Below are 26,771 nucleotides of genomic sequence, written 5' to 3' on the forward strand. Positions count from 1 at the left end.
CGTGGACGCCGACTTCGTCCTCACCGCGCCGGAACCGGTGGCCCCGGTACCGGTCGAACGGGCCGCCGGGCTGATCCCGGTCGACGACACGACCCGCCGGGAGTCGTTGCGGCGAGCCGAGGAGTTCGTCGCCGAACTGTCCACCGTGGACGTCCACTCGCCGGAGTTCACCGTCCTGCTCGACCGGGTGCTGGTGCTGGGGGAGTCGGACATGCGGGCCGCAGCCCAGGTCGCGGGCAGGCTGCTGGACCGGTCGCTCGCCGCGCTCGCGGAGCCCGGCGCGCAGCGGCAGGTCACGGGTGGGCTGAACGAGCTGCGCCGCACGGTCCGCGAGCTGGACCCCAAGGACCTGCGCGGGCTCACCGGGCGCAAGCTGCTCGGCCTGATCCCGTTCGGGGGCTCCGCCCGCGCCCTGCTGGCCCGGTTCCGGGCGGCGGACGAGCCGCTGAACCGCGTGGTGCTGAAGTTGCGCGGCGGGCAGGACGAGCTGCGGCGGGACAACGCGGCGGTCCGGGGCGAGCGCGAACGGCTGTGGGCCGTGATGACCCGGCTCTCCGCGGACGCCGTGCTCGCGGCGGCGGTGGACGAGGCCGTGGACCAGCAGGCCCGGATCGTCGAGCTGTCCGACCCCCAGCGGGCGACCGCGCTGCGCGCCGACGTGCTGCACCCGGTGCGCGTCCGGCACCAGGACCTGTTGACCCAGCTCGCCGTCTGCGCGCAGGGCTACCTGGCGCTCGACGTGGTCCGGCGCGGCAACGACGAGCTGATCAAGGGCGTCGAACGCGCGGTCGGCACGACCGTCACCGCGCTGCGGATCGGGATGGTGGTCGCAGCGGCGCTCGCCGACCAGCGCGAGGTGGTCGAGCAGATCGACGCCGTGCGCGGACTGACTGACGGCCTGCTGCGGGCGAACGCCGACCTGCTCTCCTTGCAGGGCAACGACATCCAGCGGATCTCGAGCGAGCCGATGGTGGGCGTGGACGCGATCCGCACGTCGTTCGACCAGGTCTACGCGACCATCGACGCCATCGACACCTTCAAGGCCCGTGCCGCCGAGAGCATGGCGGGCACGGTCTCCGCGCTGGACCACGAGATCCGGCGCGCCCACGACCACCTGACCCGCGTGCGCAGCACCGAGGAGCCCGCATGATCCGTCGTGCCCTGATCGGCGTCGCCGCCGTCGCCCTGCTGACCGGGTGCTCCGGCGACCCGCCCGCCGGCAGCCCGGTCGGCGAGGCCCGACCCGGCGTGCTGCGCGTGCTCGCGGGCAGCGAGCTGACCGACATGGCCCCCGTGCTGGAGGAGGCCGCGAAGGCCACCGGCGTCAGGGTGGAGTTCAGCTACACCGGTACGCTCGACGGCGCCGAGTCCGTCGCGAACGGGACCGCCGAGCAGGGCTTCGACGCGGTCTGGTTCTCCTCCAACCGCTACCTCGAACTCCTGCCGGAGGCGGCGAAGCGGCTCGGCAGGCCGACCAAGGTGATGAGCTCCCCGGTCGTGCTCGGCCTGCCCGCCTCCAAGGTGCGGGAGCTGGGCTGGGACGCCAAGCGGGTCGGCTGGGCGGAGATCGCCGACGCCGCCGGGCAGAAGCGGTTCACCTACGGCATGACGGACCCGTCGACGTCGAACTCCGGGTTCTCCGCGCTGGTCGGCATCGCGTCCGCGCTCACCGGGAGCGGTTCGGCGCTGGACGCCGCCGCCATCACCTCGGTGGCTCCCGAGCTCAAGGACTTCTTCTCCGCGCAGACCCTGTCCGCGGGCTCGTCCGGCTGGCTCTCCGAGGCCTACCAGCGCCGGGCGCGCGGCGAGGACCCCGGAGCGCGCGTCGACGGGCTGCTCAACTACGAGTCGGTGCTGCTGTCCGTCAACGCCGCGAACGTGCTGCCCGAGCCGTTGACGCTGGTCTACCCGAACGACGGCGTCGTCACCGCCGACTACCCGCTGACCCTGCTCGGCTCGGCGGGGGAGGACGCGCGCGGGTCGTACGACCGGCTCACCGCCCACCTGCGCTCGCCGGACGCGCAGCGCCGGATCTCCGAGGTGACCGGCCGTCGCCCGGCCAGCCCGGAGGTCCAGCTCGACGGCCGGTTCGCCGTCCGGGACCTGGTCGAACTGCCGTTCCCCGGCAGCGGTGCCGCCGTGGACGGCCTGGTCACCGCGTACTTCGACCAGTTGCGCAGGCCGTCGCGCACGCTGTACGTGCTGGACACGTCCGGCTCCATGGAGGGCGAGCGGATCGACGGCCTGCGCCAGGCCGTCATCGGCCTCACCGGCGCCGACACGACGCTCTCCGGCAGGTTCAGCAAGTTCCACGGCCGCGAGCAGGTGACCCTGCTGCCATTCAACGGGGCGCCCGAGTCGCCGCGGGAGTTCACCGTGACCACCGACGCCGACCTCGGGCGGATCAAGTCCGCCGCGGAGGGGTTGGGGGCCAGGGGAGGGACGGCGATCTACAGCAGCCTGCGGCAGGGCTACGACGTGCTGCGGGCCCAGTCCGCCGCGGACCAGGACCGGTTCACGTCGATCGTGCTGATGACCGACGGCGAGAACACCTCGGGCGACGGGTTCGACGACTTCGCCGCGTTCCACGACGGGCTCGAACCGGCACTGAGGGGTGTGCCGGTCTTCCCCGTGCTGTTCGGCGAGAGCGCCGCCGACGAGATGGGGCGCGTCGCGTCGATGAGCGGCGGCAAGGTGTTCGACGCGCGCTCCCGCACGCTGGCCGAGGCGTTCAAGGAGATCCGTGGCTATCAGTAGGTACCTGGGCTCGACCCGGAACCTCGTCGGCTGCGCGGGCGGCCTGCTGGGGCTCGGCCTGCACTTCGCGGGTCTCGCGGGCAGCTACTGGCTCGTCGTGGTCGTCGGGCTGTACGGGGTCGGGGCCCTGCTGGCGCCACCGGAGCGGGTGACGCTGGTGACCGATCCGACGGAGGAGGCGGCCGGGCTGCGCCGCGACCTGGACGCGCTCGTCGCCCACGTCGCCGCCGCGCGCGTGCCCGACGGCGTGGCGCCGCGCCTGGACCGCGTGGCGGACGTGCTGCGCGGCCTGCTGGACCGCCCGCGCGAGCTGCGCGCCGACCCGGACGCGCTGCACACGGCCACCAGGGTCATCGGCACCGACCTGCCGCTGTCCGTGCAGAACTACCTGAACCTGCCGTGGTGGTACGCCGCCGCCCGGCAGTCGGACGCCGAACTGCTGCGCCAACTGGACCTGATCGAGGCCGACGTGGTGCGGACGGCGGAACGCTTCCACGACGCGGACGCGCGGCGGCAGTCGGACCACACGCGCTACCTGGAGGACCGCGGACGCGAGGGTTAGCCTCGGTCGGTGCGCATCGAGTACAAGCTCGCGGAACTCGGCCTGCTGCTGCCCGAGCAACTCCGGCTGCCCCCTGGCGTGTTCCTGCCGTTCCCCTGGGTCAGGGTCCACGGGAACCGGGCGTACGTCTCCGGCCACGGCCCGCTGAACCCCGACGGGACGCTGGCGGGCCCGTTCGGCAAGGTCGACGTCGACGTGACGCCCGAGCAGGCGTACGTCGCGGCCAAGCTGACCGCGCTGGCGGTGCTGGCCAGCCTGCAACGGGAACTGGGCAACCTGGACCGCGTGACGGCGTGGCTCCGGGTGTTCGGGATGGTCGCCGCGTCACCCGGCTTCGGCACCGCGCCCGCCGTGATCAACGGCTTCTCCGACCTCGTCCTCCAGCTCTGGGGACCGGACGCGGGCAGCCACGCCCGGTCGGCCATCGGCGTCGCGGAGTTGCCGTTCGGCATCCCGGTGGAGATCGAGGCCGAGGTCGCCATCGCGGGCTGACCGCATCGGGGGACTGGTTGTCCGGGGATCCCGGAGCGGTTCCCTGGGACGATCGGGGCATGGACCGCTCCGAGCTGGCTTCGTTCCTGCGTGTGCGCCGCGAGGCGCTGAGGCCCGCCGACGTGGGCCTGGTGCCCGGCCCCCGGCGGCGGACCCCCGGCCTGCGGCGCGAGGAGGTGGCGCTGCTGGCGAGCATGTCGACGGACTACTACGAGCGGCTGGAGCAGGCGCGCGGGCCGCACCCTTCTGAGCCGCTGGTCGCGTGCCTGGCACGGGCGCTGCGGCTGTCGACCGACGAGCGCGACCACCTGTACGTGCTGGCGGGCTACCCGCCACCGGTCGCGCACGGGCCGAGCGGGTACGTCGATCCGGGCCTGATGCACGTGCTGGACGCGCTGACGACCGTGCCCGCCATCGTCTGCGACGACCTCACGACGGTGCTCGCGCAGAACCCGTTGGGGGCTGCGCTGTTCGGGCCGTCGGTCGGCACGGCGGGGCGCGAGGACAACACGGTGTGGCGCTGGTTCACCGATCCGGCGAGCCGCGACGTGTACCTGCCCGCCGAGCACGAGAAGCTGGGCCGTGGGTACGTGGCCGACCTGCGCGCGGCCGTCGTGCGGCGGGGCAAGGACCCGGTGTCCGCGGCGCTGGTGGCCGACCTGCTGGAGGTGAGCGCCGAGTTCGCGGCGGTCTGGGAGCTGCACGAGGTGCGCCCGCTGCGGTCGAGCCGCAAGACCTACGTGCACCCGGCGGTGGGGGTGCTGGAGATGCAGTGCGACGTGATCACCAGCCCGGACACCGGCTTGCGGCTCGTGTCCCTGCGCCCGCAGCCCGGCACCGGCTGCGCGGAACGCCTCGACCTGCTGCGGGTGCTGGGCACCCAGGCGTTCGCCTAGCGCCGGGCAGCCTGGAGCTGCCGGTAGGGCAGCGTCCGAGGAGTGCGCGGGGGCCGCGCGGGCGACTGCGCGGCCTGGAGGACCGACAGCACGGCGGTGGCCGACGGCAGCCAGCGGCGCTCGTTGTGCGGCTCGATCAGCCAGCTCGACCCGATCTTCGGCGGCAGCGGCACCAGGCCGGGCGTGCGCAGCAGCGTGACGCCCGGCGGCATCTGGGCCTGGCTGAACACGCAGTCGTTGGTGTCGGCCAGCGCGACCGCCTTGGACTCCACCTCGTCCAGGAACCCGATGACCGGACCCTGCACGTCCATCGTGGACATGAGCGACGCGACCGGCGCGAACCACGCCCTGGGGAACAGGAACCCGGTCATCCCGTGCGTGAGGGAGAGGGTCGGCACCCCGTCCACCAGTCGGACGTCCCAGCCCATCTGGTCCCGGTACCAGGTCAGCGCGTGCCCCATGTCGGCGTTCGGCAGGGCGTTGCGGCGCGGTGGAAGGGGTGACATCGAGTGCCTCCTTGGTCTGGTGCGGACCGAGTTCAGCACAGAACCGCGCGGTAGCGGGTGAACTTTGCCCGAAAGACCCATGCGCACTGCCCGTTGTCAACAGTTGTGGCGATGATGTGAGCAAGCACATGCCGCGTCGAATCCCGATGGTGACGAGGCCCGATCGGGGAATTGACGGGCCACTCCCGATCACGCAGGTTGGTGGGTGGCGTACTTCTGCCACCGCGTCTACCCGAGGAGCCACGTGCCCATCCACTGCCGGACCGTGTCGGGGAGATCGGGCGAGGCTCGGGTGGGCATCGATCCGGACACCGGTGGGGCCATGGTCGCCATGCCCGCGCCGGGGACCGGCGTGTTCGACTGGTACGAGCTCGACCAGTTGGCCGCGGCCATCGCCGAGGTGCGCAGGCGGATGTCGCCCCGAACGCCCGGAGACGCGCAGAGGCCGCGCCAGGTCTGAACTCCGACCCGGCGCGGCCTCCGCGTGCTCGACTAGTCAGCCTTGTAGAAGTAGTACGTCGCGCTGTAGTAGACGTTCTTGAACGTCTTGTCCGCCGGGTCGCACGTGGTGGTGGGAGCGACGCCGCCGACCGTGTTGAGCCGGTGGATGTACGTGACACCCGCGAACGCGCCTGCGCCGCTGCTGTCGAGCCCGGTCAGGCGCAGCAGCGGGATCGCGCCGGTGCCGGACGCCGAGCTGACCGCGCCGCCGCCGTGGACGCGGCTGCCGTCGCGCAGCGACTGCCAGTACGGGCCCGCCGGGAGGTTCGCGTCGACCCCTCCGAAGTGGACGCCGATGTCGCCCTTCGTCGAGAGCCTGGCCTTCGGCGCGTGCAGCGTCCACGTGCCCGCGGTGCTGCACTCGTACACCTGGTAGCCGACGGCGTCGTAGCGGGAGGTGACGTGGTTCCCGGCGGGGACCGCGAGCTCCGCAGGCACGGTCGGCGCGGTGAGGGCGGGAGCCGCCTGCGCGACGGCCGGGGCCAGTGCGAGCAGGCCGCCCGCGACCGCCACAGCGGCGGCCGTGAGCTTGGTGCTGGAACGACGTGCGGAAATCATGTGCAGTTCTCCAAGGGTGGGGAAACCTATCGCCGACAATGTAGGGGTACCGGCGCGGCAATGGTCCGTTTGAGACGAAATTCCAGGTGGCGAGAATCGGCCAGGACTGATCGGTTCATCGGACGGCAAACGGTTGTACCGCACCAAGATGTCCGGATCGTCCTCGTGGGCCGGTGGGTTCGCGGTGGTGATTTCGCTGGTAGGAGCGGGTTTTGGCGCGTTGTGGAAGAAACGTCACTCCGCAGTCTTGGAAAACAGCCCGTGTGCCAAGAAAAATTGGTGACGAACAGGGTTGAACCGTTTTCCACATTTGTACGTGGGCCGTGACCGGGTGGGTGATTGGTCCAGTTCCGCGGACCTCGGGGTGCTGCCGCGAACCGCACCGACGCGTACGACGAGACGCGGGGCGTCGCCCTACTCCACGCCCTCCTGCGCGCGGCGCACCTCGTCGGCCGCCCAGGTGGCCCACTCCTCCTGCATCACCGAGAACCGCAGCGCCCACTCCAGCGCGAGCCGTCCGTAGACCGCCAGCGGGCCGCTGTCCGGGTCGACGGTCGTGGCCAGCTCGCGCAGCTCGGCCTGGAGTTCGGCGGCCACGGTCGCGCGGTCGTCCAGGTACTCCCGCGCCTGCTCCGGGGTCAGCATCCCCAGGAAGAACACGCGCAGCAGCATCTCGCTGCGCCGGTTGGGCGCGGGGGGGACCTCGCCGAGCCAGTGCCGCAGCTCGGCGGACCCCTCGGGCGTGATCGCGTACTCCTTGCGCCCGCGCGGACCTTCGGCGGCGACCGTGACCAGACCGGCGGCGGCCAGCTTGCCGAGTTCGCCGTAGAGCTGGCTCTGCGTGGCGGGCCAGACGTTGGCCAGCGACTCGCGGAACTTCTGGAGCAGGTCGTAGCCGCTGGCCGGACCGTAGGTCAGGAGGCCCAGGGTGGCGTGTTTGAGGCTCACGCCGGCAGCATAGTTCATCATTGACATGTCTGAGTAGGAACGTCTAGCTTCGACCTGTCACTACTGACATGTCGAAACGGAGTTCCCCGCCATGACCACGCTGACCAGCGGCACCACCGGCAAGACGGGCGTCCGCGCGCTCGTCGGCCTCATCCTCGCGGTGTCGATGACCACCATCGACCAGACGATCGTGGCGCTCTCCGCACCCACGATCCAAAGCCAGCTAGGCCTGTCGCACGACGGCATCCAGTGGGCCGTCAACGCCTACCTGCTCGCCACGGCGGCGTTCTTCCTGCTCGGCGGCAGGCTCGCCGACGTGGTCGGCCACAAGCGGATGGTCATGGTCGGCATCGCCGCGTTCGGCGTCACGTCGCTGCTGTGCGGCCTGGCCCCGGCGGGCGACCTCGCCGAGGCGTGGCTGGTCGGTGCGCGAGTCCTCCAGGGCGTGAGCGGCGCGATCATGTTCCCGGCCGCCATCGGCATCGTGGTGCAGAGCTTCTCCCGCGAGGGCCGCGGCAGGGCGATGGCGATGTTCTTCGCGATCACCGGCGCCATGACGGCCATCGGCCCGATGGCGGGCGGCTACCTGACGGCGTGGACGTGGCGCTCGATCTTCTGGGTCAACGTGCCGATCGCGATCGTCGCCATGGTCGTCGTGGGGCTGTCCGCCGCGCCGTCGCCCCGGCGCGCCGAGCGCGTCGACCGGGTCGGCGCGGTGCTGGTGGCGCTGGGGATGGGCCTCGTCGTGTTCGGGTTCCAGCAGGCGAGCGGCTGGGGCTGGACGAGCCCCGGCGTGCTGGCCGCGCTCGTCGGCGGAGTGGTGTTCCTGGCCGCGTTCGCCGTCCACGAGCTGCGCACGCACGAGCCGCTGGTGAACCTGCGGGCGTTCGGCGACCGAGGCTTCACGATCTCCACGCTGGCCACGCTGTTCTCCTCGGTCGCGTTCATCGCGGTGTTCTTCTTCCTCAGCGTCTACGGCCAGGTGTCGCTCGGCCTGTCCGCCACGCTCACCGGCGTCCTGTTCCTCAAGCTGTTCCTCGGTTTCGTCATCGCCTCGCGGTTCGGCTCGTCGATGTTCGACCGCGTCGGCGCCCGCCCGGTGCTGGCGATCGGCGGCGCGCTCGGCGTCGCGGGCTTCGGCTGGCTCGCCGCGACCGTGACGGACCTGGACTTCGACCACTCCGCGTTCCTCAACCAGCAGACCTGGCCGATCGCGCTCGCCGGGGCCGGTGTGGGCTTCATGCTCAGCGCCGCGAGCACGGACGCGGTGAACCGGGCCATCGGCGCCTCCTACGGCGAGGTCACCGCGCTGTCGCAGTCGATGAAGAACTTCGGCGGCGCGTTCGGCATGGCGGTGTTCACCACGCTGGTCACCGGTCAGCTCACGACCAGGCTCACCGCGTCGTTCGAGGCCATGGGGGCGACGGCGGCCGACGCCCGCAAGGCCGTCGACCTCGTGACCGGAGCGGGTGGTGACGGCGGCGCGCCCTCAGCGGTGCACGAGCGGGTGATGGCGGCCGTGCGGACCGACTACGCGGGCGCGGTGCAGTGGGCGTTCACCGGAATGGCGCTCGCGATGGCGGTACTGCTGGTCCTCGCGGCGCTCTACCCTCGCGACCGGCGTCGGACCGCCTGACCGAGGAAGGGCCGTCCGCGCCCCGACTGGATCACCCGGACGACGGTGGAGGAAGTGCCCCATGACGAGTGTCGCGAAGCCGAGCCTCCTGCCGGACATCTTCTCGATGGAGTACTACGCCGACCCGTTCCCGGTGCTGGCACGGCTGCGGGAGGACAACCCCGTCGCGGAGGTGGCGCTGCCGTTCGCGGACCTGGACCTGTGGCTGCTGACCCGGCACGACGACATCCGCGCCCTGTCCACGGACCCGCGGATCAGCGCCGACACCCGGTCGTCGAGCGACCGCTTCCTGGCCTCCGGCCTCGCGATGGGCGTCGGCACCGGGTGGGAACGGGCGTTCGTGCTCGACCCGCCGGACCACACGCGCCAGCGCCGGGTGGTCGGCGGGACCCTCACACCGCGGGTCATCGCCGGGTGGGAGGCGTTCATCGCCGAGACCGCCGCGACGCTGCTGGACGCGATGGTGGACGAGGACGAGCCGGACCTGCTGCGGTCGTTCGGCTACCCGCTCGCGATCACCACCATCGGAACGGTCCTGGGCGCCCCGCAGTCGGACCACGAGATGCTCCGCGGCTGGTCCGACGCGGCCACCAGCCCGGACCGCGAGGCCGCCAACGCCGCCCTGCTGGCGACCCTGGACTACGTGCGCGGCCAGATGGAGGTCAAGCGCGGGCAGCCGGGCGACGACCTGCTCTCCCTGCTGCTGCTGGCGGCCGAGGGGAAGGACGGCCTGGACGACGACGAGGTCGCCGCCATCACGGCGAACCTCCTGGGCGCGGGCTACGACACGACGGCGAACTTCTTCGCCAACGCGGTCGTCGCCCTGCTCGACCACCCCGACCAGCCGCGCGACGTCGTGACGGACCAGGCGGTCGCGGAACTGCTGCGCCACTCCGGACCGGTGGTCCTCTCACCCGCGTTCCGGTTCGCGTTGGAGCCGATCGAGCTGCGCGGCACCACCATCCCGAAGGGGGCCACGATCGGGCTGCTCGTGGGCGCGGCCAACCGCGATCCGCTGGTGTACCCCGAGCCGGACCGGGTGCGGATCGACCGGACGGACCCACCGCACCTCGCGTTCGGCCACGGACCGCACCACTGCGTCGGCGCGGCACTGGCCAGGTTGCAGGCGCGCGTCGGCCTGACCGCGCTGTTCGACCGCTACCCGAACCTGGGCTTCGGCGTCGAGCGCGCGGGACTGGCGCACCGGATCTCGCCGTTCATGTTCGGCTTCGCCGCGCTACCCGTCACCCTCGACTGAGGCCAGCAGGTCGGCGAACAGCGCCGCGGCCTCGGCGTCGGTCACCGCCGAGGTCGCCTCGCCGACCACGACCTCCACCGCGGACAGCCCCGGCACGTCGGTCTCGGCGGCGCCGGGGAACAGCCACGTGCCGGTGCGCTCGGCCAGTCGCAGGTGCGCGTCGCGCAGCGCGTCGGGCGAGCCGGGCAGGAACACGCGGAACCCGTTCGTCTGCGGCTCGCCCACGGTCACACCCGGCACGCCCGCGATGGCCGCCGCCAGCGTGATCGCCCGGTCGCGGTAGGCCGACATCCGCGGCAGGTACCGGTTCAGCCCGTCGATCGCCGAGAGCGCGTACGGGTAGTTCGCCCACACGTTGGCGCCGTGCCGGGTCAGCCACGGCGTCGCGCGCGCCAGGAAGTCCTCGGACCCGACCAGCGCGCACCCCGCGAGCCCGCCGAGTCCTTTGTAGAACGACACGTACACCGAGTCCGCCAGATCGGCCAGCTCGTCGAGCCCGCGACCGTAGTACGGCGCGGACTCCCACAGGCGCGCGCCGTCGAAGTGCAGCGGCACACCGTGCTCGCGGCACCACCGCGACACCGCGACCAGGTCGTCCCACTCCGGCAGCGCGAACCCGGCGTTGCGCAGCGGCAGCTCCACGGTCACCGCGCCGAGCGGCTCGCCGACCTTCTCCAGCTCCTCGACCCCGAACCCGCGCTTCCCGCCCAGCCGCACACCGCGCAGCGGGTGCAGCCGCTCGAACGCGCCCAGCTCGTCGGAGTCGACGTGGCTCAACGGGTGCAGCGCCACGGTGCCGATCCGGACGCTGTCCGTCCACGTCCGCAGCGCGGCCTGCTGGGCGATCACGCCCTTGACCACGAACCGCGCGGCGGGCTTGCCCAGCAGCTCGGCGACGCGGTGCTCCAGCAGCGTCACGGGATCGCCGAACCCGTAGAGGTCCGGGTAGCCCTCGGACTCCGGCAGGGCGATCAGCCCGGCCAGCCGCTCCCGCATGGTCGGCTCGCCGTGGCCGGACAGGGACCGGGCGCAGCTCCGGCGGATCTGGATGCGCTTCTCGACGTCGGACACCGCTCCACCGTTCCACACGACCCGCCCGAGGTCATCCCTATTCGCACGACACCCAGCGCGCGCTGTCCGGCAGCTCCACGCAGAACGGCCGGGCGGCGCTCGTGGCGGTGGTGCGCAACGGGTTCCCGTCGTCGTCGACCACGAGCACCCCCGTGCCCACGCCGGACGTCCAGGGGATGCGCAGCCGCCACTCGACGTCGTCGGTGGTCGACACCGGCCGGACCACGATGTGGTCGGGTTCCGTACCGGTGACCTGGTAGGGGAACTCGGCGGGCTCCCCGTCCGGGTTCAGCGGGACCGTGGGGCGGTCCAGGTCGACGACCAGGAAACCCGAGGGCGGTGAGACGTCGCACGGCGCGGGCAGGAACACCCCCGGCAGCGCGGGCCGTCGGCTGACCACCTCGACGACCGGCTGGCCGAGCACGATGTCGTCACCCGTCAGGCCGCGCACCGTGACCGTCACCGCGCCGCCGCTGCCGAGCACCGACCCCGATGGCCTGCCCGCCATCGGGATCGGAGCGTCACCGGCGTCCGGTACGACCCACCCGGAAGCGCAGTGGTCCCGGACGCCGATGCTGGTCACCGCGGCGACCCGCCCCTCGGGCGAGAGCACCGAAGCCCACACGTAGACGCTCGCCAGGACCAGCAGGGTGACCACCCCGGAGATCGCGAGCGGCTCGCGCCGCTCCCGGCCCCTCACCGCTCCCGCTCCGGTCACCATGCCCCTGACATCGGGACGGGCACCCCGCGCGTAACGGTGGTGCGCCGGATCGGTGCCGGAGCGGCACCGGCCCCGACCTGGTGTTTCGCGGCGTGACCTGCGCGAACGGCAACTTCGCCCGCCGCTCTTCTTCACCCGGAAGGCCCAGCGGATCCACTGTGGACGGTTAAACGGCTTGCGCCGTGGCCTAGGGTTGGGGCATGTCGGTCCACCCGCAGCACGTCGCCGCGGCCGCGCGAGCTCCTCGCTCGTCGGTCGCCGCCGCTGCCTGACCCCGACAACCCCCCGGCGACCGGAAACGGTCCGCCTGGTGTCCCGCCGTGGTCCTTTCCGGTCGTCCCCACCCCACCGGAAGAGGACCTCCGCCATGGACACCGAGCACGTCATCGACACCTTCCTCGACTTCTTCACCTCCCGCGGCCACCGCAGGGTGACCGGCACGTCGCTGCTGCCACCGCCCGGCGACCCCGTCCTGTTCACCACGTCCGGCATGCACCCGCTGACCCCGTTCCTCGAAGGGCGGGACCACCCGCTGGGCGACCGCCTGGTCAACGTCCAGCGCTGCCTGCGCACCACCGACCTGGAGGAGGTCGGCGACCCGACGCACCTGACCGTGTTCGAGATGCTCGGGTCGTGGTCGCTGCGCTCCTACGACGGGCCCCAGAGCCTGCGGTGGGGCCACGAACTGCTGTGCGACGGGTTCGGCGTCGACCCCGGCCTGCTGCACGTCACCGTGTTCGGCGGTGACGACCAGGTCGGGCCGGACACCGGGTCGCTCGACACGTGGACCTCGCTCGGCGTCCCCGTCGAGCTGACGGTGTCGGAGAACTGGTGGTCCAACGGGCCGACAGGACCGTGCGGGCCGGACAGCGAGGTGTTCGTGTGGACCGGCGACGGGCCGCCGACCGGCACGCCCACCACCGACGACCGGTGGACGGAGGTGTGGAACCACGTGATGATGCGCTACCGGCGGCACCCCGACGGCTCGCTCACGCCGCTGTCCGACTCCACAGTGGACACCGGGATGGGCCTGGAGCGGATGCTGATGTTCCTGCAGGGCAAGCGGTCCGTGTTCGAGACCGACCTGCTCACGCCGTGGGTGCGCGGCCTGCCATGGGACCTGCCGGACAACCGGTTGGTCGTGGACCACCTGCGGTCGAGTGTCGTGGTGATCGGCGACGGCGTGACCCCGTCGAACACCGGCCGCGGCTACGTGCTGCGCAGGCTGCTGCGGCGCGTGCTCACGACCCTGTGGCGCGACGACCCCGACCGCACCCTGTCCGACCTGCCGGAACCCCTGGTGCGCGGGACCCTCACGCACTTCGGGCAGTCGGGCGGGGTGTTCGAGGTGCTGCGCGACGAGGAGCGCCGCTTCCGCTCGCTCGTCACGCGAGGCCGGACGCTGGTGTCCCGCTACCGCGACCCGCTGACCGAGCAGGACTTCCGGTACCTGCACGAGACACACGGGATCCCGAGGGACCTGGTGGTGGTGCTGCGGGAGATGTAGGGGCCCCAGCGCGCCCCCTAACCGTCAGGTGCGCGGGCTTCGCCGCGCCCATACTCGACCGGTGATGCCCGCAGCCCGCCTCAACCTCACCACGCTGGAGTTCGCCGTCGAGGAGGTGCCGATCCCGGAACCGGGGCCCGACGAGGTGCTGGTGGCCGTCGCGGCCGCGGGCGTGTGCCTGTCGGACCTCCACCTGATCGACGGCACGCTCCGCGTGTGGGACAACGACCAGCCCAAGCTGACCCTCGGCCACGAGGTGTCCGGGACGGTCGAGGTGCTCGGCTCGAACGTGCCGCCGTCGGTCGAGGTCGGGCGTCGGGTGATCCTGCAAGCCGGGCAGAGCTGCGGGCGGTGCGAGCTGTGCGTCCGCGGCAAACCGTGCCTGACCGGCCGGACCAGGGGAGTGCACTACGACGGCGGGTGGGCCAAGTACGCGCTGGCCAGGCACGACACGCTCGTGCCGATCCCGGACCACCTGCCGTTCGACGAGGCCGCCATCATCCCGGACGCCGTGTCGACGCCGTACGCCGCGATCACCACCACTGCCGGCGTGCGCCCCGCCCAGTCCGCGGGCGTCTGGGGTGTCGGCGGCCTCGGCGCGCACGCCGTGCAGGTGCTGCGCACCATCGGGGCCGCGCCGATCGTCGCGGTCGACCCGCTGCCCAGCGCCCGCGACCGGGCCCTGGTGTTCGGCGCGGACCTCGCGCTGGACCCCGCCGCGACGGACTTCGCCCAACGCGTCCGCGCCGCCACCGGAGGCCGCGGCCTGGACCACGCCTTCGACTTCGCGGGCGTCCCCGCGGTCCGCGACCAGGCCGCCGAGGTACTGGGCCTGGGCGGCGCGCTGGTCCTGGTCGGCCTGATGGGCGGCCCGCTCACCCTCACCGACGGCATCGGCTTCAGCGTCCGGGGCCAGCGCCTGCTCGGCCACTACGGGTCGATGCCGGAGGACGTGGAGGCACTGGTCGCCCTGACCGCCTACCACCGCCTGGACTTCGCCGAGTCGATCACTGGCCACATCCCGCTGGCCCACGCGGCCGACGCGGTGCGCATGCTGGCGGACCGCGACGGCGACCCGATCCGCCTCGTCCTCGTACCGTGAGACCCGGCCGTCCCCCGGCCCTGCCGCGCTGGGTCGCGAGCCCTCGGTCCTTCGCACTTCCCGCCCCTGAGCACGGACTCGCGACCCCAGGCCCTGCCTTCGGTTCCTGGCTTCGGTCCCCGAGGCCCGCGGTTGGTGTGCTCGGTCAGACCTTGCGGGCGACGCCCGCGTAGACGTCCTCCGGGCTGGTGTCGTAGTCGACGTCGGGGCGCCAGTGGGGCGCGCTGACGACGCCGGGGTCGAGCACCTCCAGGCCTTCGAACATCGCGGCGAACTCGGCGTGCGTGCGGAAGTACATCGGGTCGCGGCTGTTCTTCATCGCCTCCACGACCTCGGCCATCTCGTCCGGCTTGCCGTCGGCCGTGAGGTGCGACAGCGCGACCAGGCTGCCCGCCGGCAGCGCGTCGAAGTACTGGGTCAGCACGTCGTGCGGCTTCTTCTCGTCCGGCACGAAGTGCAGCACGGCCACCATGAGCAGCCCGACGGGCTTGTCGAAGTCCAGCGTCTTCCGCACCGCGGGCGCCGACAGCACGCGGTCCGGCCGCGTCGCGTCCGCGGCCACGACGGTCGCGTTCTCGTTGCCCTGCAACAGCAGTTCGCTGTGCGTCACCGCGACCTCGTCGTAGTCCACGTACACCACCCGCGCGTTCGGATCGGCCTGCTGGGCGATCTCGTGCACGTTGCCCACCGTCGGAATGCCGGACCCGAGGTCCAGGAACTGCGTGATGCCCTGATCGATCATGAACAGCACCGCCCGCCGCAGGAACGCCCGGTTCGACCCGGCGATCTGACCGCCGTTCGGCAGCACCCGCAACACCTTCTCGCCGACGACCCGGTCGATCGCGAAGTTGTGCCCACCGCCCAGCAGGTAGTCGTAGACCCTCGCGGCACTGGGCAGTTCGGTGTTGATCGAGTCCGGCACCCAGGTGGGACGATCCGTCATCGCGCACCTCGCACTAGTCGGGGCGGGCAGCCTAGCGGGGTCGCGATCACGAGCCGGGCCGCACACGCCGGTCAGCGCAACAACGACAACTTCCCGACCAGCTTGTCCACCTTGTTGCGCGGCCCCACGATGCTCACGGCGTAGTAGGTCAGGTCGGCGGCCTCGGTGCTCGCCACCGCGGCCAGGTACTCGTCGTACACCCGGCTGGTCTGCGCCTGCTCGGGCATGTCCACCACCAGCAGCCCCTCCCTGGTCATCGCCTTGGCGCGCACCTCGCCGACCGTCACCGAGTCCCCGGCCAGGATCGAACACCCCGTCCACGGCAGACCAGGGTGGTGCGTGCCCGACGCGTCCGTCGTGCCCGGTCCGAGCAGCGTCGGGATGGCGTTCCCGACGGCCGCCGCCATGCACACGGCGGCGTTCGCGAGCAGCCCGGCACCGAGCGCCGTGTCCACCACCATCACCCACTTCAGCCGCGCGTTGCGGGTGGGCAGGTCGGTGCGGATCTCGTGCGGCTCCAGTGCGGGTACGACGGCGGTGGTCACGTGACTCCCTCAAACAAGCTTTCGCCACACGTGTGGGCGCTGATTCGCCGATGTTAAGCACGAAATCCGGACCGGGGTACCCTCGTCGAACTTAATTCGGCAGAAGGGGCGTCATGGCTGACTTGGACGAACTAGATCAGGCACTCCTGCGGGAATTGCAGCACGACGCACGGCGCACCAACCGCGAACTGGCCGCCGCCACCGGCGTCTCCCCCTCCACCTCCTTGGAACGCGTCCGCTCACTCCGCGACCGCGGCGTCATCCGCGGCTTCCTCGTAGACCTGGACCTGGAGGAGGTGGGCCGCCCGGTACAGGCCCTGATCTCCGTCCGCGTCCGCCCACCATCCCGCCCCACCATCGAGGCCTTCCGCGAATGGGCGGCCCGCCTCCCGGAAACCGTCGGCGTGTTCGTCGTGGCAGGCGGCGAGGACTTCCTCATCCACGTAGCCGTCCCCGACAACAAGTTCCTCTACGCCTTCGTCATCGACCGCCTCACCCAACGCCCGGAGGTCGCAGACGTCCGCACCAGCGTCGTCTACGAACACATCCGCAGCCCGATCATCGAACCAGCCACCCCCGCCCGCCCCCGCCGCTGAGACAACCGCGCCATGTCGGGAGGTGCGGGTGCCCACCCATGCGCCCATGGACTGCGTGTACGCCCCGGATGACCGACGCCCCTGAAACGGCGGCGATCGGTTCTCCCACGGGTTCAGCGGTTCGGCTCCGGCACCGGTGCGACCCGTGGATCGACGCGGTGCACGGCGGCCGTCAGGTGTTGACGACCGGGACCGTCGGTGGCCTGCGGCGCCCTGCAGGCCGTGGACGGCTTCGGTGACGCCGTGGTTGCCGCCGGGAGAGCAGTTGAGCGCGATGACTGCGGACATCCGCTGGTTCCTGCGGCCCGGCAGTTGGACACACGCCACCCATGGGCCACATCGAACCGCGCAGCAGTTCAGGTCCGCGAACAGGGAAGCAGCGCTGCACTCCTGCACCACTGCCTCGAACCGGGCCGCAGCCCAAGCCCGCCAACAGGCCGCGCCCCACGTCATGGGCGGGGGAGCAGTGCCGCGACCTCCGCCAGTGCGTCGAGCACGTCCGGTGCCACCGCACCCGTGGCCGCTTCGGCTTCGGCGATGGTGATCCCCTTCCCGTTGGTCTCGGATCCGTAGTTGTGCCCGCTGAACCGGATGTCGGCCAGCCCCAGCAGCGGTGTCGCGAGTGAGCGGATGTCTCCGCTGCCCTGTCTGTCCATGACAGCCTTGAACGCCCTCACGTCGCCGCTCTTGCGAAAGCCCACCCACGCCACCGAGACGACCGCGCTGTTGCCCTCGCCATCCGCCACCGCGAGAAGCAGCCGGTCCAGCGACGTGCAGGGCGTGCGCAAGAAGAACTCCTGGACCTGACCGTGCGAAGCGCTCAGGCAGTCCGCCTCCTGCTTCGACACCCGTTTCAGCTCGCGCACGCCCATCCGCCGCCACGCCGCCTCGGAGTCGCCCTCGCGCGCGGAATTCTTGCTCTCCGCCTTGCGCACGCCGACGCTGGCGGACGACCCGGCGCCGGAGCCGACCACCCCTGTCGTTCCGGCTCCGAGCGCGCCCAGCGCCACCAGCACGACCACCACCGCCGCCAAGCCGCCGCCCGCTTTGTCCGAGCCGCCCCCAGCACCACCGATCCTGCGATTCACCATGCGTCGATGGTCGCGACGAGCACCGACAAAAATGGCCACTTCGACGGGCTCAACGCCCCGGATTCACTCCTTCGAGTGGAGAAGGGCCAGGAAGTGGCGGCTGAACAGGTATGCGTCGCCCGGCCAGCGGGCGGACACGTAGTTGCGGTCCTGTACGACGAACGCGGGGCTGTCGTCGGTCGCGGTGCCGCGGCGGGAGAGTTCCAGGGGGCCGCGTTCGAAGTGCGTTGGCGAGTCCAGGGCGGCGGTGACCTCGTCCTGCACGTACGCCGGGTAGGTCCGGTAGTACCGGCCGTGGCGCCACGCGGTCAGGTAGTACGCGATGCGTTCCAGGTACTTCGGCAGGCACGTGGTGCGCCGGTCGGCGATCACCGATCGACCGGTCTCCGGGTCGACGGTGCGGGCCAGCACGAGGACGCCGTGGCAGATGGCGCCGACGGGGCGGCCCAGGCGCCAGAACGCGAGGACGTGGGCGCGCAGGACGGCGCTGCCCAGGTACTGGCGCATGCCGGGCGCGTGGCCGCCGGGGAGCAGCAGGCCGTCGTACGCCGAGGGCTCCAGGTCGGCCCACGTCATCGGGTTCAGGTAGGCCTCGTCGGCGAGCATCTCCTGGTAGAACCGCCGCGGCTCCGGTTCGGCGCCCAACTGTCCGAAGAGGACTCCCGTGAGCAGCAGCGGGTCGGCGGCCGGGGTGGTGCCGTGCTCGGTGGCGAACACGACCTGGTGGCCCGCGTCGCGCAGCGACCGCCACGGCACGGCCACCTCGGTCACGTCGAAGTCGCGGTCGGGCAGGGGTACGAGGACGCGCATGGCCGTTGTCTACCAAACCGGGCCGGGCGTGAGCAGCCCGGCCCGGTGCCGCCTACGCGCGATCGACCTGCGCGGGCCCTCCGCCGCGGCCCCTGTCGTCCAGCACCAGCGGCGCACGGCCGCCCACCGAGTACCGGATGTGCGTCACCGAGGGCGTGTGGACGACCCTGGTCGGCACGAGTTCGATCGCCTCCTTCGCGGGCAGGTCGAGGATGTCCAGCAGCCGCAGCCCGGTGCCGACTACGACCGGTGCGACGTGCAGTTCCAGCTCGTCCAGGAGTCCTGCTTGCAGCACCTGCCGAACGAGTTCGCCGCCGCCCGCGACGGCGACGTTCTTGCCGTTGGCAGCGGCGCGGGCCTGGTCGATGGCGCTGGCGATCCCGTCGGTCACGAAGGTGAAGCTGGTACCGCCCAGGCGTTGCAGCGTCGGCCGCGGCCGGTGGGTGACGACGAAGACCGGCGCGCGGAACGGCGGCTCGTCGCCCCACGGGACCTCGCCGCCCTCGGCCATGCGCCGCCCCATGACGTACGCGCCCGCCGACTCGAACATCTCCCCGATGATGTCGGAGTTGACGTCCGACTCGCCGCCCGCGAAGCCCTGGCGTTCGCGCCACGCCGCCGCGTCGATCGCCCAGCGCGTGACGCGGAAGAACGCGGCGGCCTCCGCCGACGCCATCCAGTCACCCTCGCCGTCGTGGCGCGGTCCGGCGTAGAAGCCGTCCAGCGACACGGACATCTGCGCGGTCACCTTCGTCATGTCACAACTCCTCGATCCACAGCACCCGTCGGGCGCTCCCGCAGTGGATCGGAGCCGTCGCGGCGATTTCTACACCGGGTTCGACAGGACTTCCGCGGCCCGTGACAGCAGGAACCGGCGCTCGGGGTGGCTGCCCGCCAGCCGGGCGGCCTCCTGGAACCGGCGGGCCGCCGCGGACCGGTCCCCGGCCTGGTCGAGCAGGTGGGCCTCGACGGCGAGCAGGCGGTGGTTGCCCGCGAGGACACCCGCGCCCAGCTCGCGGACGGCCGCCAAACCCGCCTCGGGCCCGTGGACCACGCCGAGCGCGACGGCCCGGTTGAGCGACACGACCGGGTTCGGCGCCAGGCGTTCCAGCAGGTCGTACAGGGCGAGGACCTGCGGCCAGTCGGTGGCCTCGACGGAGGCCGCCTCGTCGTGCAGCGCGGCGATGGCCGCTTGCACCTGGTAGGGGCCGAGGGGGAACGTCGCCAGGCTGTGGTCGAGCATCGCCGTCGCCTCGGCGATGGCCGCGCGGTCCCACAGCGAGCGGTCCTGCTCGGCCAGCGGGACCAGGACACCCTCCGGACCGGTGCGGGCCCGGCCGCGCGCCTCGGTGAGCAGCATCAACGCGAGCAGACCCGTCGTCTCGCCGGAGTCGGGGAGGCGGTCGCGCAGGTCGCGGGCGAGCCGGAGCGCCTGCGCGGTGAGGTCGACCCGGTGCAGGTCGGGGCCCGCGCTGGCGCTGTAGCCCTCGTTGAACCCGAGGTACAGCACGTGCAGCACGACCCGCAGCCGCGGCCCGCGCTCGGCCTCGGGCGGCAGCTCGAACCGGGCCCCCGCGTCACGGAGGCGCTGCTTCGCGCGGGAGATCCGCTGACCCATGGTCTTCTCGGGCACGAGGAACGCCGCGGCGATCTCCGGCGTCGTGAGGCCGCCGACCGCCCGCAGCACGAGCGCCATCTGCGCGGGCGCGGGCAACGCCGGGTGGCAGCACAGGAACAGCAGTTCGAGCAGGTCGTCGCGCACCGGTTCGGCGTCGGCGGGCGGCGCGACCAGCGCGTCGCGCGGCGTGGCGTCGAGGACCGCCAGTTCACGGCGTTCGCGCGCGGTGTCGGCGCGCACCTGGTCGACGTACCGCCGGGCCGCGACCGTCGTCAACCAGCCCAGCGGGTGCTCGGGGACGCCGGCGCGCGCCCACGCGTCGGCGGCGTTGATCAGCGCCTCCTGCACGGCGTCCTCGCAGCGCGTGAAGTCGCCGTACCGGCGCACGAGCGTGCCGAGCACCCGTGGCGCGAGCGTCCGCAGGAGGTCGTCGACCGCGGTCAACGGTCGTGCTCCATCAGCGGCCACACCTCCAGGCCGCCGCCGACCCCGTGCTTGAAGCGGATCCCCGGATACGCCTTCGCGATCTCCAGCGCCCGTTCCTCGTCCTCGACGTCCACCACGAACATCGAGCCGACGTACTCCTTCGCCTCCAGGTACGGGCCGTCGGTGACGATCGGCGCGTCCGGTCCCATCCGGACCGAGCGCGGGCGCTCCACCAGGCCCTCCGCCGTGATCAGCTCACCCGACTCGCGCAGCTCCTGGTTGAACGCGTCGACGCGGTCGATCAACGCCGTCAGCTCGGCGGGCGGCAGGCTGTTCCACACGGTCTCGTTGCCGTAGATCAACATCAGGTACTTCATGGCAGGCCATTGTGCCCGCAACGCCCCTAGAGCGGCGTTCGGGCGATGATGAACGCGCGGTGGCGCACCAGTTCGAACCCCATGTGCTCGTACAGCCGGATGGCGGGCGCGTTGTCGGCCTTGGCGTGCATGAACGGGTGCTCGCCGCGTTCGACGATCCCGTGCGCGACCGCTCTGACCAGGCGTGAGGCCAGACCGCGGCCGCGGTGGGCCGGGTCGGTGCAGACGGCGCTGATCTCCGTCCAGCCGGGCGGGTGCAGGCGTTCGCCCGCCATCGCGACCAGCGCCCCGTCCTCGAAGAACCCGAGGTAGGTGCCCATCTCGATCGTGCGCGGGCGGAACGGGCCGGGTTCGGTGCGGGCGACCAGGTCCAGCATCGCGGGCACGTCGGCGGGACCGAGCGGGCGCGCGGCGGGGTCCGGCGCGGTGTCGAGGGAGACCGCCACGAGCTGCACGCCCGTGGCGTTCCACTGGACCTCCCAGCCGGGCGGCGGGTCCTCGGAGACCGAGAGCGTCTGGCCCGGCCCGACGAGGTCGGCCAGGTCGGCCCACGCCTCGGCGTCGCGTTCGCCCTGCACGGCCGTGAACCCGGCCACGTCGGTCTGGTAGCGGAACGCCCTGCCCTTGGACTCCGCGAGGTGGGCGTGCGCGCCGGTGAGGGAGTCCAGCACCGGGTCGGCGGGAGGCAGCGGCGTCACGGGCGCAGCCCGAGGTGCGAACGCAGGGTGGTGCCCTCGTACTCGGTGCGGAACACCCCGCGTTCCTGGAGCAGCGGCACGACCTTGTCGGCGAACTCGTCCAACCCGCCGGGGGTGATGTGCGGCACCAGGATCACGCCGTCGCTGGCGTCCTCCTGCACCGCCCGGTTGATCGTCTCGGCGACGGTACCCGGCGAGCCGATGAAGGTCTGCTTGCCGGACACGTGGATGGCGAGGTCCCGAATGGACAGTGACTTCGCCTCGGCGAGTTCCCGCCACTGCTTGGCGACGGCGAGGGGGTCGCGGTGCTGCCGCACGCTGGCCCGGCCCTTCACGACGGTGTTCTCGCCCGCGACCGGGTCGACCTCGGGCAGCGGGCCGTCCGGGTCGTAGCCGGTGAGGTCGCGGTTCCACACCTCCTCCAGCAGCCGGATCGCGGTCGGACCGCTGGTCTGCTGGCGCCGCACCTCGGCCGCGACGTCCTGCGCCTCGGCGTCGGTGTCGCCCAGCACGAACGTCGCCGCGGGCAGCACCAGCAGGTCCTCGTGGTTCCGGCCGTACTTGGCCAGCCTGCCCTTCACGTCGGCGTAGAACGCCTGGCCCGCGGTGAACTCGCCGTGCCTGCTGAAGATGGCGTCCGCGGTGGCGGCGGCGAACTCGCGCCCACCGTCGGAGTCACCGGCCTGGAAGATCACCGGACGGCCCTGCGGGCTGGTGGGGACGTTGAAGCGGCCCTCGATGTCGAAGTGGTCGTCGCGGTGGGCGAACGCCCCGGCGGCGGGATCGCTGACGAACCGGCCGCTCTCCTTGTCCGCGAGCACCTCCACGCCGTTCCACGAGTCGAACAGCTCCCACGCCGTGCGCATGAACCTCTCGGCCCGCTCGTAGCGCTGCTCGGCGGGCAGGAACCCGCCGCGGCGGAAGTTCTCGCCGGTGAACGCGTCCCACGACGTCACCACGTTCCACGCCGCCCGCCCGTCGGACAGGTGGTCGAGCGAGGCGAACTGCCGGGCCACCTCGTACGGCTCGTTGAACGTGGAGTTGATCGTCCCCGCCAGCCCGAGCCGGTCCGTGACGGCGGCGAGCGCGGCCAGCACGGTGAACGTGTCGGGCCGCCCGACCACGTCCAGGTCGTGGATCTGCCCGGCGTACTCCCGCAGCCGCAGTCCCTCGGCCAGGAACAGGAAGTCGAACTTGGCGCGTTCGGCGGTCTTCGCGAGGTGCTCGAACGAGCTGAAGTCGATGTGGCTGCCCGACCGCGGATCGCTCCACACCGTCGTGTTGTTCACGCCGGGGAAGTGCACGGCCAGGTGGACCTGCTTGCGCGGCTTGGTCATCTCGTCCTCACGCGGGGGCGTAGCGGTTGGCGGGGCGGGGCAGGCCGAGCAGCCCGCGCAGGGTGTCGGCCTCGTACTCCGTGCGGAACGCGCCGCGGCGCTGGAGTTCGGGCACCAGCGCCCTGGTGATCGCCTCCAGGTCGTGCGGCACGGCGCCGGGCCGGAGCCGGAACCCGCTCAGGCCCGCCTCGCGCCACCCGAGCAGCAGGTCCGCGAGTTCCCCGGCGGTACCGGTGAACACCAGCGCGTCGGAGGTGAACTCCAGGCCCGCCAACGAGTCCAGCCGTTCCTTGCGGGACGCCGCCGCGCCCGGCACGTCGTCGAGGAACACCACCAGTTCGCCGAACACGTGCGGCACACCGGCGACCTCGCTGAGGATGCGGTGCACGTCGTTGGTCTCGAACGGGGTCACGTGCACGACGTCGGCCGAACGGGCCGCCAACCGGTAGGCGGCGGTGATGTGGGCCAGCACGCTGACGACCGGCTGCCCCTGCGGTGGCCGCTGGGTGATCGACGGCCCGCGCACGGAGAACCAGCGGCCCTCGAAGTCGATCCGGTGCAGCTTCTCCCGGTCCACGAACCGCCCGGTGTCGGCGTCGCGGATCTCGGCGTCGTCCTCCCAGCTATCCCACAGCCGCCGGACGACCTCGACGTAGTCGGCGGCCTCCTCGAACAGGTCGAGCAGTCGAGGGTCGGCCGGGTCGATCCGCTCCAGCACGGGCACGTCGCGCCTGCCGAAGTGCCTGGCGTCACCGGCCTTCGCCGACACGACCGGTCGGAAACCGGCTCGGCCGAGGCTGGCGTGGTCGACCGTCGCGATGGCCTTGGACAGGTGGAACGGCTCGGTGTGCGTCACGACCGCCGAGGGCACGAGTCCGATGCGGCTCGTCCTGGGCGCCACGCGGGCGGCGATCAGCACCGCGTCCAGCCGTCCGCGCACCTGGTCGACCCGGTCGTCGTGCCCGTCGAGCAGCGTCGACTGCGGGGCGAGCGAGTCCTCGATCGTCACGAAGTCGAGCAGACCCCGCTCGGCCTCCTGGACCAGCTCCGTCCAGTACCGCCCGGAGAACAGCTCCCGAGGCCGCGCGTCGGCCTCGCGCCACGCGGCCGGGTGCCAGCCGGCACCGTCGAGCGCGACCGCGAGGTGCAGTGGTGACCTGCCTGGCATGCCGACCCTCTTCTCACCCGTTCACCCTGTCCTCACCAGGGTTACAGCGAGAAGGGGTGTCGCGCCCGAGCGTCCGGGATGCGGGACGGTGAGCAGGAAGACCTGGCCGGGTCAGGACTTTCGTGCTAGCGCCCGCGCCATGACCTGCGAGCCGCGCTCGACGCGCAGCCGGACCTCGGGCGCCAGCTCGTCCGGCAGCACGTCCGTGGTCCACACGACCAGGCTCGTGCCCGGCCCGTCGTCGAACACCTGGAACGACGCGTGGTGGTGCTCCAGCTCCGGCCGGGACCCCTCGACCACGGCGTACGCGAGCCGCCGCGCGTCGTCGTCCACGGTGACGACCAGCTCGTGCACGACCCAGCCGTCGGCCATCGTCAGGTACCGGTGCGAGCCGTCGATCCTGGTCGCGGTCACGTAGCCGGGGATGAGCCGCTCGTGGACGGCGCCGACGTCGCGCAGACCCGCCCACACCTGCTTGGGGTGGGCGTCGACCGTGAACGACTGGCGGATCGTGGCGATGCGGCCAGCTTAGGACCGGCCGCGTGGACCGAGTCCGCCGGGCAGCGGCTCGCGTCGTCGGCGATCGGGCGGACGACGCGGCTAGGCTCGCGGGATGAGGGCCGACGACAGGGCGCCCGCCCGCTTGCGGACGATGCCGAGCTGGCTGGTGGCGCAGGTCGCGGCGGTGGGTGAGCGGCTGGTGGGCGAACGCCTGGCCGCCGTCGGCGCGCGGCGCTACCACTACCGGGTGCTGGCGGCGCTGGCCGAGTTCGGGCCCGCGAGCCAGGCCGGGGTGGCGCGGAGCAGCGGCGTGCACGGCAGCGACGTCGTGGCGGTGGTGAACGAGCTGGTCGAGCAGGGGTTCGCGTCCCGCGTGACGGACCCAGACGACCGGCGGCGCCACGTCGTCGCCGTGACCGACGACGGCGTGGCGAAGCTGGAGGAACTGGACGCGGTGCTCGCCGAGGCGCAGGACGAGCTGCTCGACCGGCTCTCGGCCCAGGACCGGGCGGAGCTGGTCCGGCTGCTCGGCCGGGTGCTACTCGGGTCGTGACCGCGCCCTGGCCTCCAGGTAGCGCTGCTCCGGCTGGCTGAGGGTGGTGCGCGCGGCCTTGAGGTAGTGCTCCTTCGCCGACTCGTGGTCACCCGCCAGGTCCAGCAGGTGGGCCCGCACCGCGTGCACGCGGTGGTGGTTCGCGAGCGCCGGGTCGGCTTCGGCCGCGGCCAGGTGCGCGAGCGCGGGCAGCGGGCCGTGGACCATGGCGTGGGCGACGACGCGGTTGAGCGTGACCATGGGGCCGGGCGCGGCCGCGTTGAGGAGTTCGTAGAGCCCGAGCACCTCCTGCCAGTCCGTGTCCTCCGCGCGTTCGGCCTCGTCGTGGACGGCGGCGATGGCGGCTTGGAGCTGGTACGGGCCGACGGGCGTCTCGGCGAGCGACCTCGTGATCAGCTCCACGCCCTCGGCGATGGCGTCGGCGTCCCACCTGCGGCGGTCCTGCTCGGCCAGCGGCACGAGCGCGCCGTCCGGGAGCGTCCGCGCGGGGCGGCGCGCGTCGGTGAGCAGCATCAGCGCCAGCAGGCCGGTGACCTCGCCGTCGTTCGGGAGGCGGTCGTGGAGCTGCCTGGTCAGCCTGATCGCCTCCGACGTGAGGTCGACGCGGTTGAGCGACGTGCCGGAACTGGCGGTGTAGCCCTCGTTGAAGATCAGGTAGAGCACCTGGAGCACGGCCGCCACCCGGTCCGGGAACTCCTCGGGCGGCGGCAGGCGGAACTCGGCGCCGTCCGCCCTGATCCGCTGCTTCGCCCGGCTGATCCGCTGACCCACGGTCGACTCCGGGACGAGCAGGGCGCGGGCGATCTCGGCGGTGCTCAGGCCGCCGACCGCGCGCAGCGTCAGCGCCACCTGCGACACCCCGGTCAGCGACGGGTGGCAGCACAGCAGCAGGAGCGTGAGGGTGTCGTCCACCGCGGGCGGGGGCTCCGGCTCCGGAACGGCCTGCGCGGCCACCACCTCCTCGCGGCGCCTGCGGGCGCTCTCGTTGCGGAACAGCTCCGTGCGGCGGCGGGACGCGACCGTGATCAGCCACCCCTTCGGGTTGTCCGGAACGCCCTTGGTCGGCCACTGCACCGCCGCCGCCAGCAGCGCTTCCTGAACGGCGTCCTCGCACGTGTCGAACCCGCCGTAGCGGCGCACGAGCGCGCCGAGGACCTGGGGCGCGAGGTCGCGCACCAGGTCCTCGAACGGCGTCCTCACAGGTCCCAGGTGCTCATGTCGAGCACCGGGCGCACCTCGACCGCGCCGGTGGCGGCGTCCGGCGTGCGGGCCGCGATCTCGACGGCCCGCTCGTAGCTCTCGACGTCGACCAGGTAGAAGCCCGCCAGGTGCTCCTTGACCTCGGCGAACGGTCCGTCGCTGGTCAGCGTCCTGCCGTCGCGCACCGACACCCTCTTGGCCAGTTCGAGGTCGGCCAGGCCCTCGGAGACGACCAGCTCGCCGGACTCGGTCAACGCCTCCGTCAGCTCCATGTGCCCCTTGCCGAGTGCGTACCGCTGGTCGTCGTCCAACGTCTCCCAGAGCGCCCTGGACTTCGGGTTGCTGTGGATCAGGATCAGGTACTTCACGATTGCCTCCGAGGTGGTTCGAGGA

30 protein-coding genes are annotated in these 26,771 nt (G+C 72.3%); 12 read left to right on the plus strand and 18 right to left on the minus strand.

What is annotated here, in order from left to right; all coding sequences use genetic code 11:
* Position 1: 1 nt before the first annotated feature.
* Genes NZH93_RS10635 through NZH93_RS10655 form a run of 5 tightly spaced genes read left to right on the plus strand, consistent with a single transcriptional unit; the run spans position 2 to position 4,707 of the window.
* On the plus strand, positions 2-1,150 hold the full coding sequence (locus tag NZH93_RS10635) for a toxic anion resistance protein (RefSeq protein WP_259622817.1): 1,149 nt from the start codon (positions 2-4) through the stop codon (positions 1,148-1,150).
* Entirely contained in the window at positions 1,147-2,757 is a 1,611-nt protein-coding gene (locus tag NZH93_RS10640; RefSeq protein WP_259622818.1) for a vWA domain-containing protein, read from the plus strand. Before NZH93_RS10635 ends, NZH93_RS10640 begins: the two co-directional genes overlap by 4 nt.
* On the plus strand, positions 2,744-3,319 hold the full coding sequence (locus NZH93_RS10645; RefSeq protein ID WP_308214186.1) for a hypothetical protein: 576 nt from the start codon (positions 2,744-2,746) through the stop codon (positions 3,317-3,319). The genes NZH93_RS10640 and NZH93_RS10645 overlap by 14 nt, the downstream gene beginning before the upstream one ends.
* A 9-nt stretch (positions 3,320-3,328) precedes the next feature.
* Positions 3,329-3,811: a RidA family protein gene (locus NZH93_RS10650; protein WP_259622819.1), complete on the plus strand. Its 483-nt coding sequence runs from the start codon at positions 3,329-3,331 to the stop codon at positions 3,809-3,811.
* Positions 3,812-3,870: 59 nt separating this feature from the next.
* A complete protein-coding gene (locus NZH93_RS10655) occupies positions 3,871-4,707 on the plus strand; it encodes a helix-turn-helix transcriptional regulator (protein ID WP_259622820.1) in 837 nt (278 codons plus the stop codon).
* Here the strand turns inward: NZH93_RS10655 and NZH93_RS10660 are convergent.
* Positions 4,704-5,213, minus strand: a complete 510-nt coding sequence (locus tag NZH93_RS10660; protein WP_259622821.1) for a hypothetical protein — start codon at positions 5,211-5,213, stop codon at positions 4,704-4,706. The two genes, NZH93_RS10655 and NZH93_RS10660, sit on opposite strands and share 4 nt — an antisense overlap.
* Before the next feature lie 205 nt (positions 5,214-5,418).
* Here NZH93_RS10660 and NZH93_RS10665 point away from each other — a divergent pair, with 205 nt between their 5' ends.
* Positions 5,419-5,673 (plus strand): hypothetical protein, encoded by a 255-nt coding sequence (locus NZH93_RS10665; RefSeq protein ID WP_259622822.1) that lies wholly within the window; start codon positions 5,419-5,421, stop codon positions 5,671-5,673.
* A gap of 32 nt (positions 5,674-5,705) precedes the next feature.
* Here NZH93_RS10665 and NZH93_RS10670 read toward each other — a convergent pair whose 3' ends face one another.
* Together NZH93_RS10670 and NZH93_RS10675 are read right to left on the minus strand one after the other, a co-directional pair.
* On the minus strand, positions 5,706-6,272 hold the full coding sequence (locus NZH93_RS10670; protein ID WP_259622823.1) for a DUF3455 domain-containing protein: 567 nt from the start codon (positions 6,270-6,272) through the stop codon (positions 5,706-5,708).
* Between the two features lie 414 nt (positions 6,273-6,686).
* On the minus strand, positions 6,687-7,220 hold the full coding sequence (locus tag NZH93_RS10675; RefSeq protein ID WP_259622824.1) for a PadR family transcriptional regulator: 534 nt from the start codon (positions 7,218-7,220) through the stop codon (positions 6,687-6,689).
* Between the two features lie 91 nt (positions 7,221-7,311).
* Here NZH93_RS10675 and NZH93_RS10680 point away from each other — a divergent pair, with 91 nt between their 5' ends.
* Positions 7,312-8,856, plus strand: coding sequence for an MFS transporter (locus NZH93_RS10680; RefSeq protein WP_259622825.1), 1,545 nt, complete (start codon positions 7,312-7,314; stop codon positions 8,854-8,856).
* 61 nt (positions 8,857-8,917) lie between these two features.
* Positions 8,918-10,114: a cytochrome P450 gene (locus tag NZH93_RS10685; RefSeq protein ID WP_259622826.1), complete on the plus strand. Its 1,197-nt coding sequence runs from the start codon at positions 8,918-8,920 to the stop codon at positions 10,112-10,114.
* On the opposite strand, the gene NZH93_RS10690 is transcribed toward NZH93_RS10685, so the two are convergent.
* Both NZH93_RS10690 and NZH93_RS10695 read right to left on the minus strand, forming a co-directional pair.
* On the minus strand, positions 10,094-11,185 hold the full coding sequence (locus tag NZH93_RS10690; protein WP_259622827.1) for a threonine aldolase family protein: 1,092 nt from the start codon (positions 11,183-11,185) through the stop codon (positions 10,094-10,096). The genes NZH93_RS10685 and NZH93_RS10690 overlap by 21 nt on opposite strands.
* 37 nt (positions 11,186-11,222) lie before the next feature.
* Positions 11,223-11,906, minus strand: a complete 684-nt coding sequence (locus NZH93_RS10695; RefSeq protein ID WP_259622828.1) for a hypothetical protein — start codon at positions 11,904-11,906, stop codon at positions 11,223-11,225.
* A gap of 367 nt (positions 11,907-12,273) precedes the next feature.
* Between NZH93_RS10695 and NZH93_RS10700 the strand changes: the two genes are divergently transcribed.
* A complete protein-coding gene (locus NZH93_RS10700) occupies positions 12,274-13,413 on the plus strand; it encodes an alanine--tRNA ligase-related protein (protein WP_259622829.1) in 1,140 nt (379 codons plus the stop codon).
* 64 nt (positions 13,414-13,477) lie between these two features.
* On the plus strand, positions 13,478-14,515 hold the full coding sequence (locus NZH93_RS10705) for a zinc-binding dehydrogenase (protein WP_259622830.1): 1,038 nt from the start codon (positions 13,478-13,480) through the stop codon (positions 14,513-14,515).
* Between the two features lie 145 nt (positions 14,516-14,660).
* On the opposite strand, the gene NZH93_RS10710 is transcribed toward NZH93_RS10705, so the two are convergent.
* Positions 14,661-15,458 (minus strand): SAM-dependent methyltransferase, encoded by a 798-nt coding sequence (locus tag NZH93_RS10710; RefSeq protein ID WP_259622831.1) that lies wholly within the window; start codon positions 15,456-15,458, stop codon positions 14,661-14,663.
* Positions 15,459-15,529: 71 nt separating this feature from the next.
* Complete coding sequence (locus NZH93_RS10715; RefSeq protein ID WP_259622832.1) at positions 15,530-16,003, minus strand: DUF2000 domain-containing protein; 474 nt, start codon at positions 16,001-16,003, stop codon at positions 15,530-15,532.
* 113 nt (positions 16,004-16,116) lie between these two features.
* Here NZH93_RS10715 and NZH93_RS10720 point away from each other — a divergent pair, with 113 nt between their 5' ends.
* Entirely contained in the window at positions 16,117-16,599 is a 483-nt protein-coding gene (locus NZH93_RS10720; protein ID WP_259622833.1) for an Lrp/AsnC family transcriptional regulator, read from the plus strand.
* A gap of 449 nt (positions 16,600-17,048) precedes the next feature.
* On the opposite strand, the gene NZH93_RS10725 is transcribed toward NZH93_RS10720, so the two are convergent.
* The 9 genes from NZH93_RS10725 to NZH93_RS10765 form a co-directional block, all read right to left on the minus strand.
* Positions 17,049-17,690 carry a hypothetical protein gene (locus NZH93_RS10725; protein ID WP_259622834.1) on the minus strand — a complete coding sequence of 214 codons (642 nt, stop codon included), beginning with the start codon at positions 17,688-17,690 and terminating at the stop codon, positions 17,049-17,051.
* 63 nt (positions 17,691-17,753) lie between these two features.
* The gene (locus tag NZH93_RS10730; RefSeq protein ID WP_259622835.1) at positions 17,754-18,500 is read right to left on the minus strand and encodes a type 1 glutamine amidotransferase domain-containing protein; all 747 of its coding nucleotides are present in this window, start codon (positions 18,498-18,500) and stop codon (positions 17,754-17,756) included.
* 52 nt (positions 18,501-18,552) lie between these two features.
* Complete coding sequence (locus tag NZH93_RS10735) at positions 18,553-19,257, minus strand: dihydrofolate reductase family protein (RefSeq protein WP_259622836.1); 705 nt, start codon at positions 19,255-19,257, stop codon at positions 18,553-18,555.
* A gap of 69 nt (positions 19,258-19,326) precedes the next feature.
* Complete coding sequence (locus tag NZH93_RS10740; RefSeq protein WP_259622837.1) at positions 19,327-20,562, minus strand: RNA polymerase sigma factor; 1,236 nt, start codon at positions 20,560-20,562, stop codon at positions 19,327-19,329.
* Entirely contained in the window at positions 20,559-20,921 is a 363-nt protein-coding gene (locus tag NZH93_RS10745; protein ID WP_259622838.1) for a YciI family protein, read from the minus strand. Before NZH93_RS10745 ends, NZH93_RS10740 begins: the two co-directional genes overlap by 4 nt.
* A gap of 26 nt (positions 20,922-20,947) precedes the next feature.
* On the minus strand, positions 20,948-21,619 hold the full coding sequence (locus NZH93_RS10750; RefSeq protein ID WP_259622839.1) for a GNAT family N-acetyltransferase: 672 nt from the start codon (positions 21,617-21,619) through the stop codon (positions 20,948-20,950).
* Positions 21,616-22,956, minus strand: a complete 1,341-nt coding sequence (locus tag NZH93_RS10755; RefSeq protein ID WP_259622840.1) for an NtaA/DmoA family FMN-dependent monooxygenase — start codon at positions 22,954-22,956, stop codon at positions 21,616-21,618. Before NZH93_RS10755 ends, NZH93_RS10750 begins: the two co-directional genes overlap by 4 nt.
* Before the next feature lie 7 nt (positions 22,957-22,963).
* Positions 22,964-24,124, minus strand: a complete 1,161-nt coding sequence (locus NZH93_RS10760; RefSeq protein WP_259622841.1) for an LLM class flavin-dependent oxidoreductase — start codon at positions 24,122-24,124, stop codon at positions 22,964-22,966.
* Positions 24,125-24,235: 111 nt separating this feature from the next.
* Positions 24,236-24,643: an SRPBCC family protein gene (locus NZH93_RS10765; protein ID WP_308214191.1), complete on the minus strand. Its 408-nt coding sequence runs from the start codon at positions 24,641-24,643 to the stop codon at positions 24,236-24,238.
* Positions 24,644-24,737: 94 nt separating this feature from the next.
* Between NZH93_RS10765 and NZH93_RS10770 the strand changes: the two genes are divergently transcribed.
* Positions 24,738-25,178, plus strand: a complete 441-nt coding sequence (locus tag NZH93_RS10770; protein ID WP_259622842.1) for a MarR family winged helix-turn-helix transcriptional regulator — start codon at positions 24,738-24,740, stop codon at positions 25,176-25,178.
* Here the strand turns inward: NZH93_RS10770 and NZH93_RS10775 are convergent.
* Positions 25,164-26,378, minus strand: coding sequence for an RNA polymerase sigma factor (locus NZH93_RS10775; protein ID WP_259622843.1), 1,215 nt, complete (start codon positions 26,376-26,378; stop codon positions 25,164-25,166). The two genes, NZH93_RS10770 and NZH93_RS10775, sit on opposite strands and share 15 nt — an antisense overlap.
* A complete protein-coding gene (locus NZH93_RS10780; protein ID WP_259622844.1) occupies positions 26,375-26,746 on the minus strand; it encodes a YciI family protein in 372 nt (123 codons plus the stop codon). The genes NZH93_RS10775 and NZH93_RS10780 overlap by 4 nt, the downstream gene beginning before the upstream one ends.
* Between the last annotated feature and the right edge of the window lie 25 nt (positions 26,747-26,771).

This window comes from Umezawaea endophytica (assembly GCF_025061645.1).
In the GTDB taxonomy this organism is placed as follows: domain Bacteria; phylum Actinomycetota; class Actinomycetes; order Mycobacteriales; family Pseudonocardiaceae; genus Umezawaea; species Umezawaea endophytica.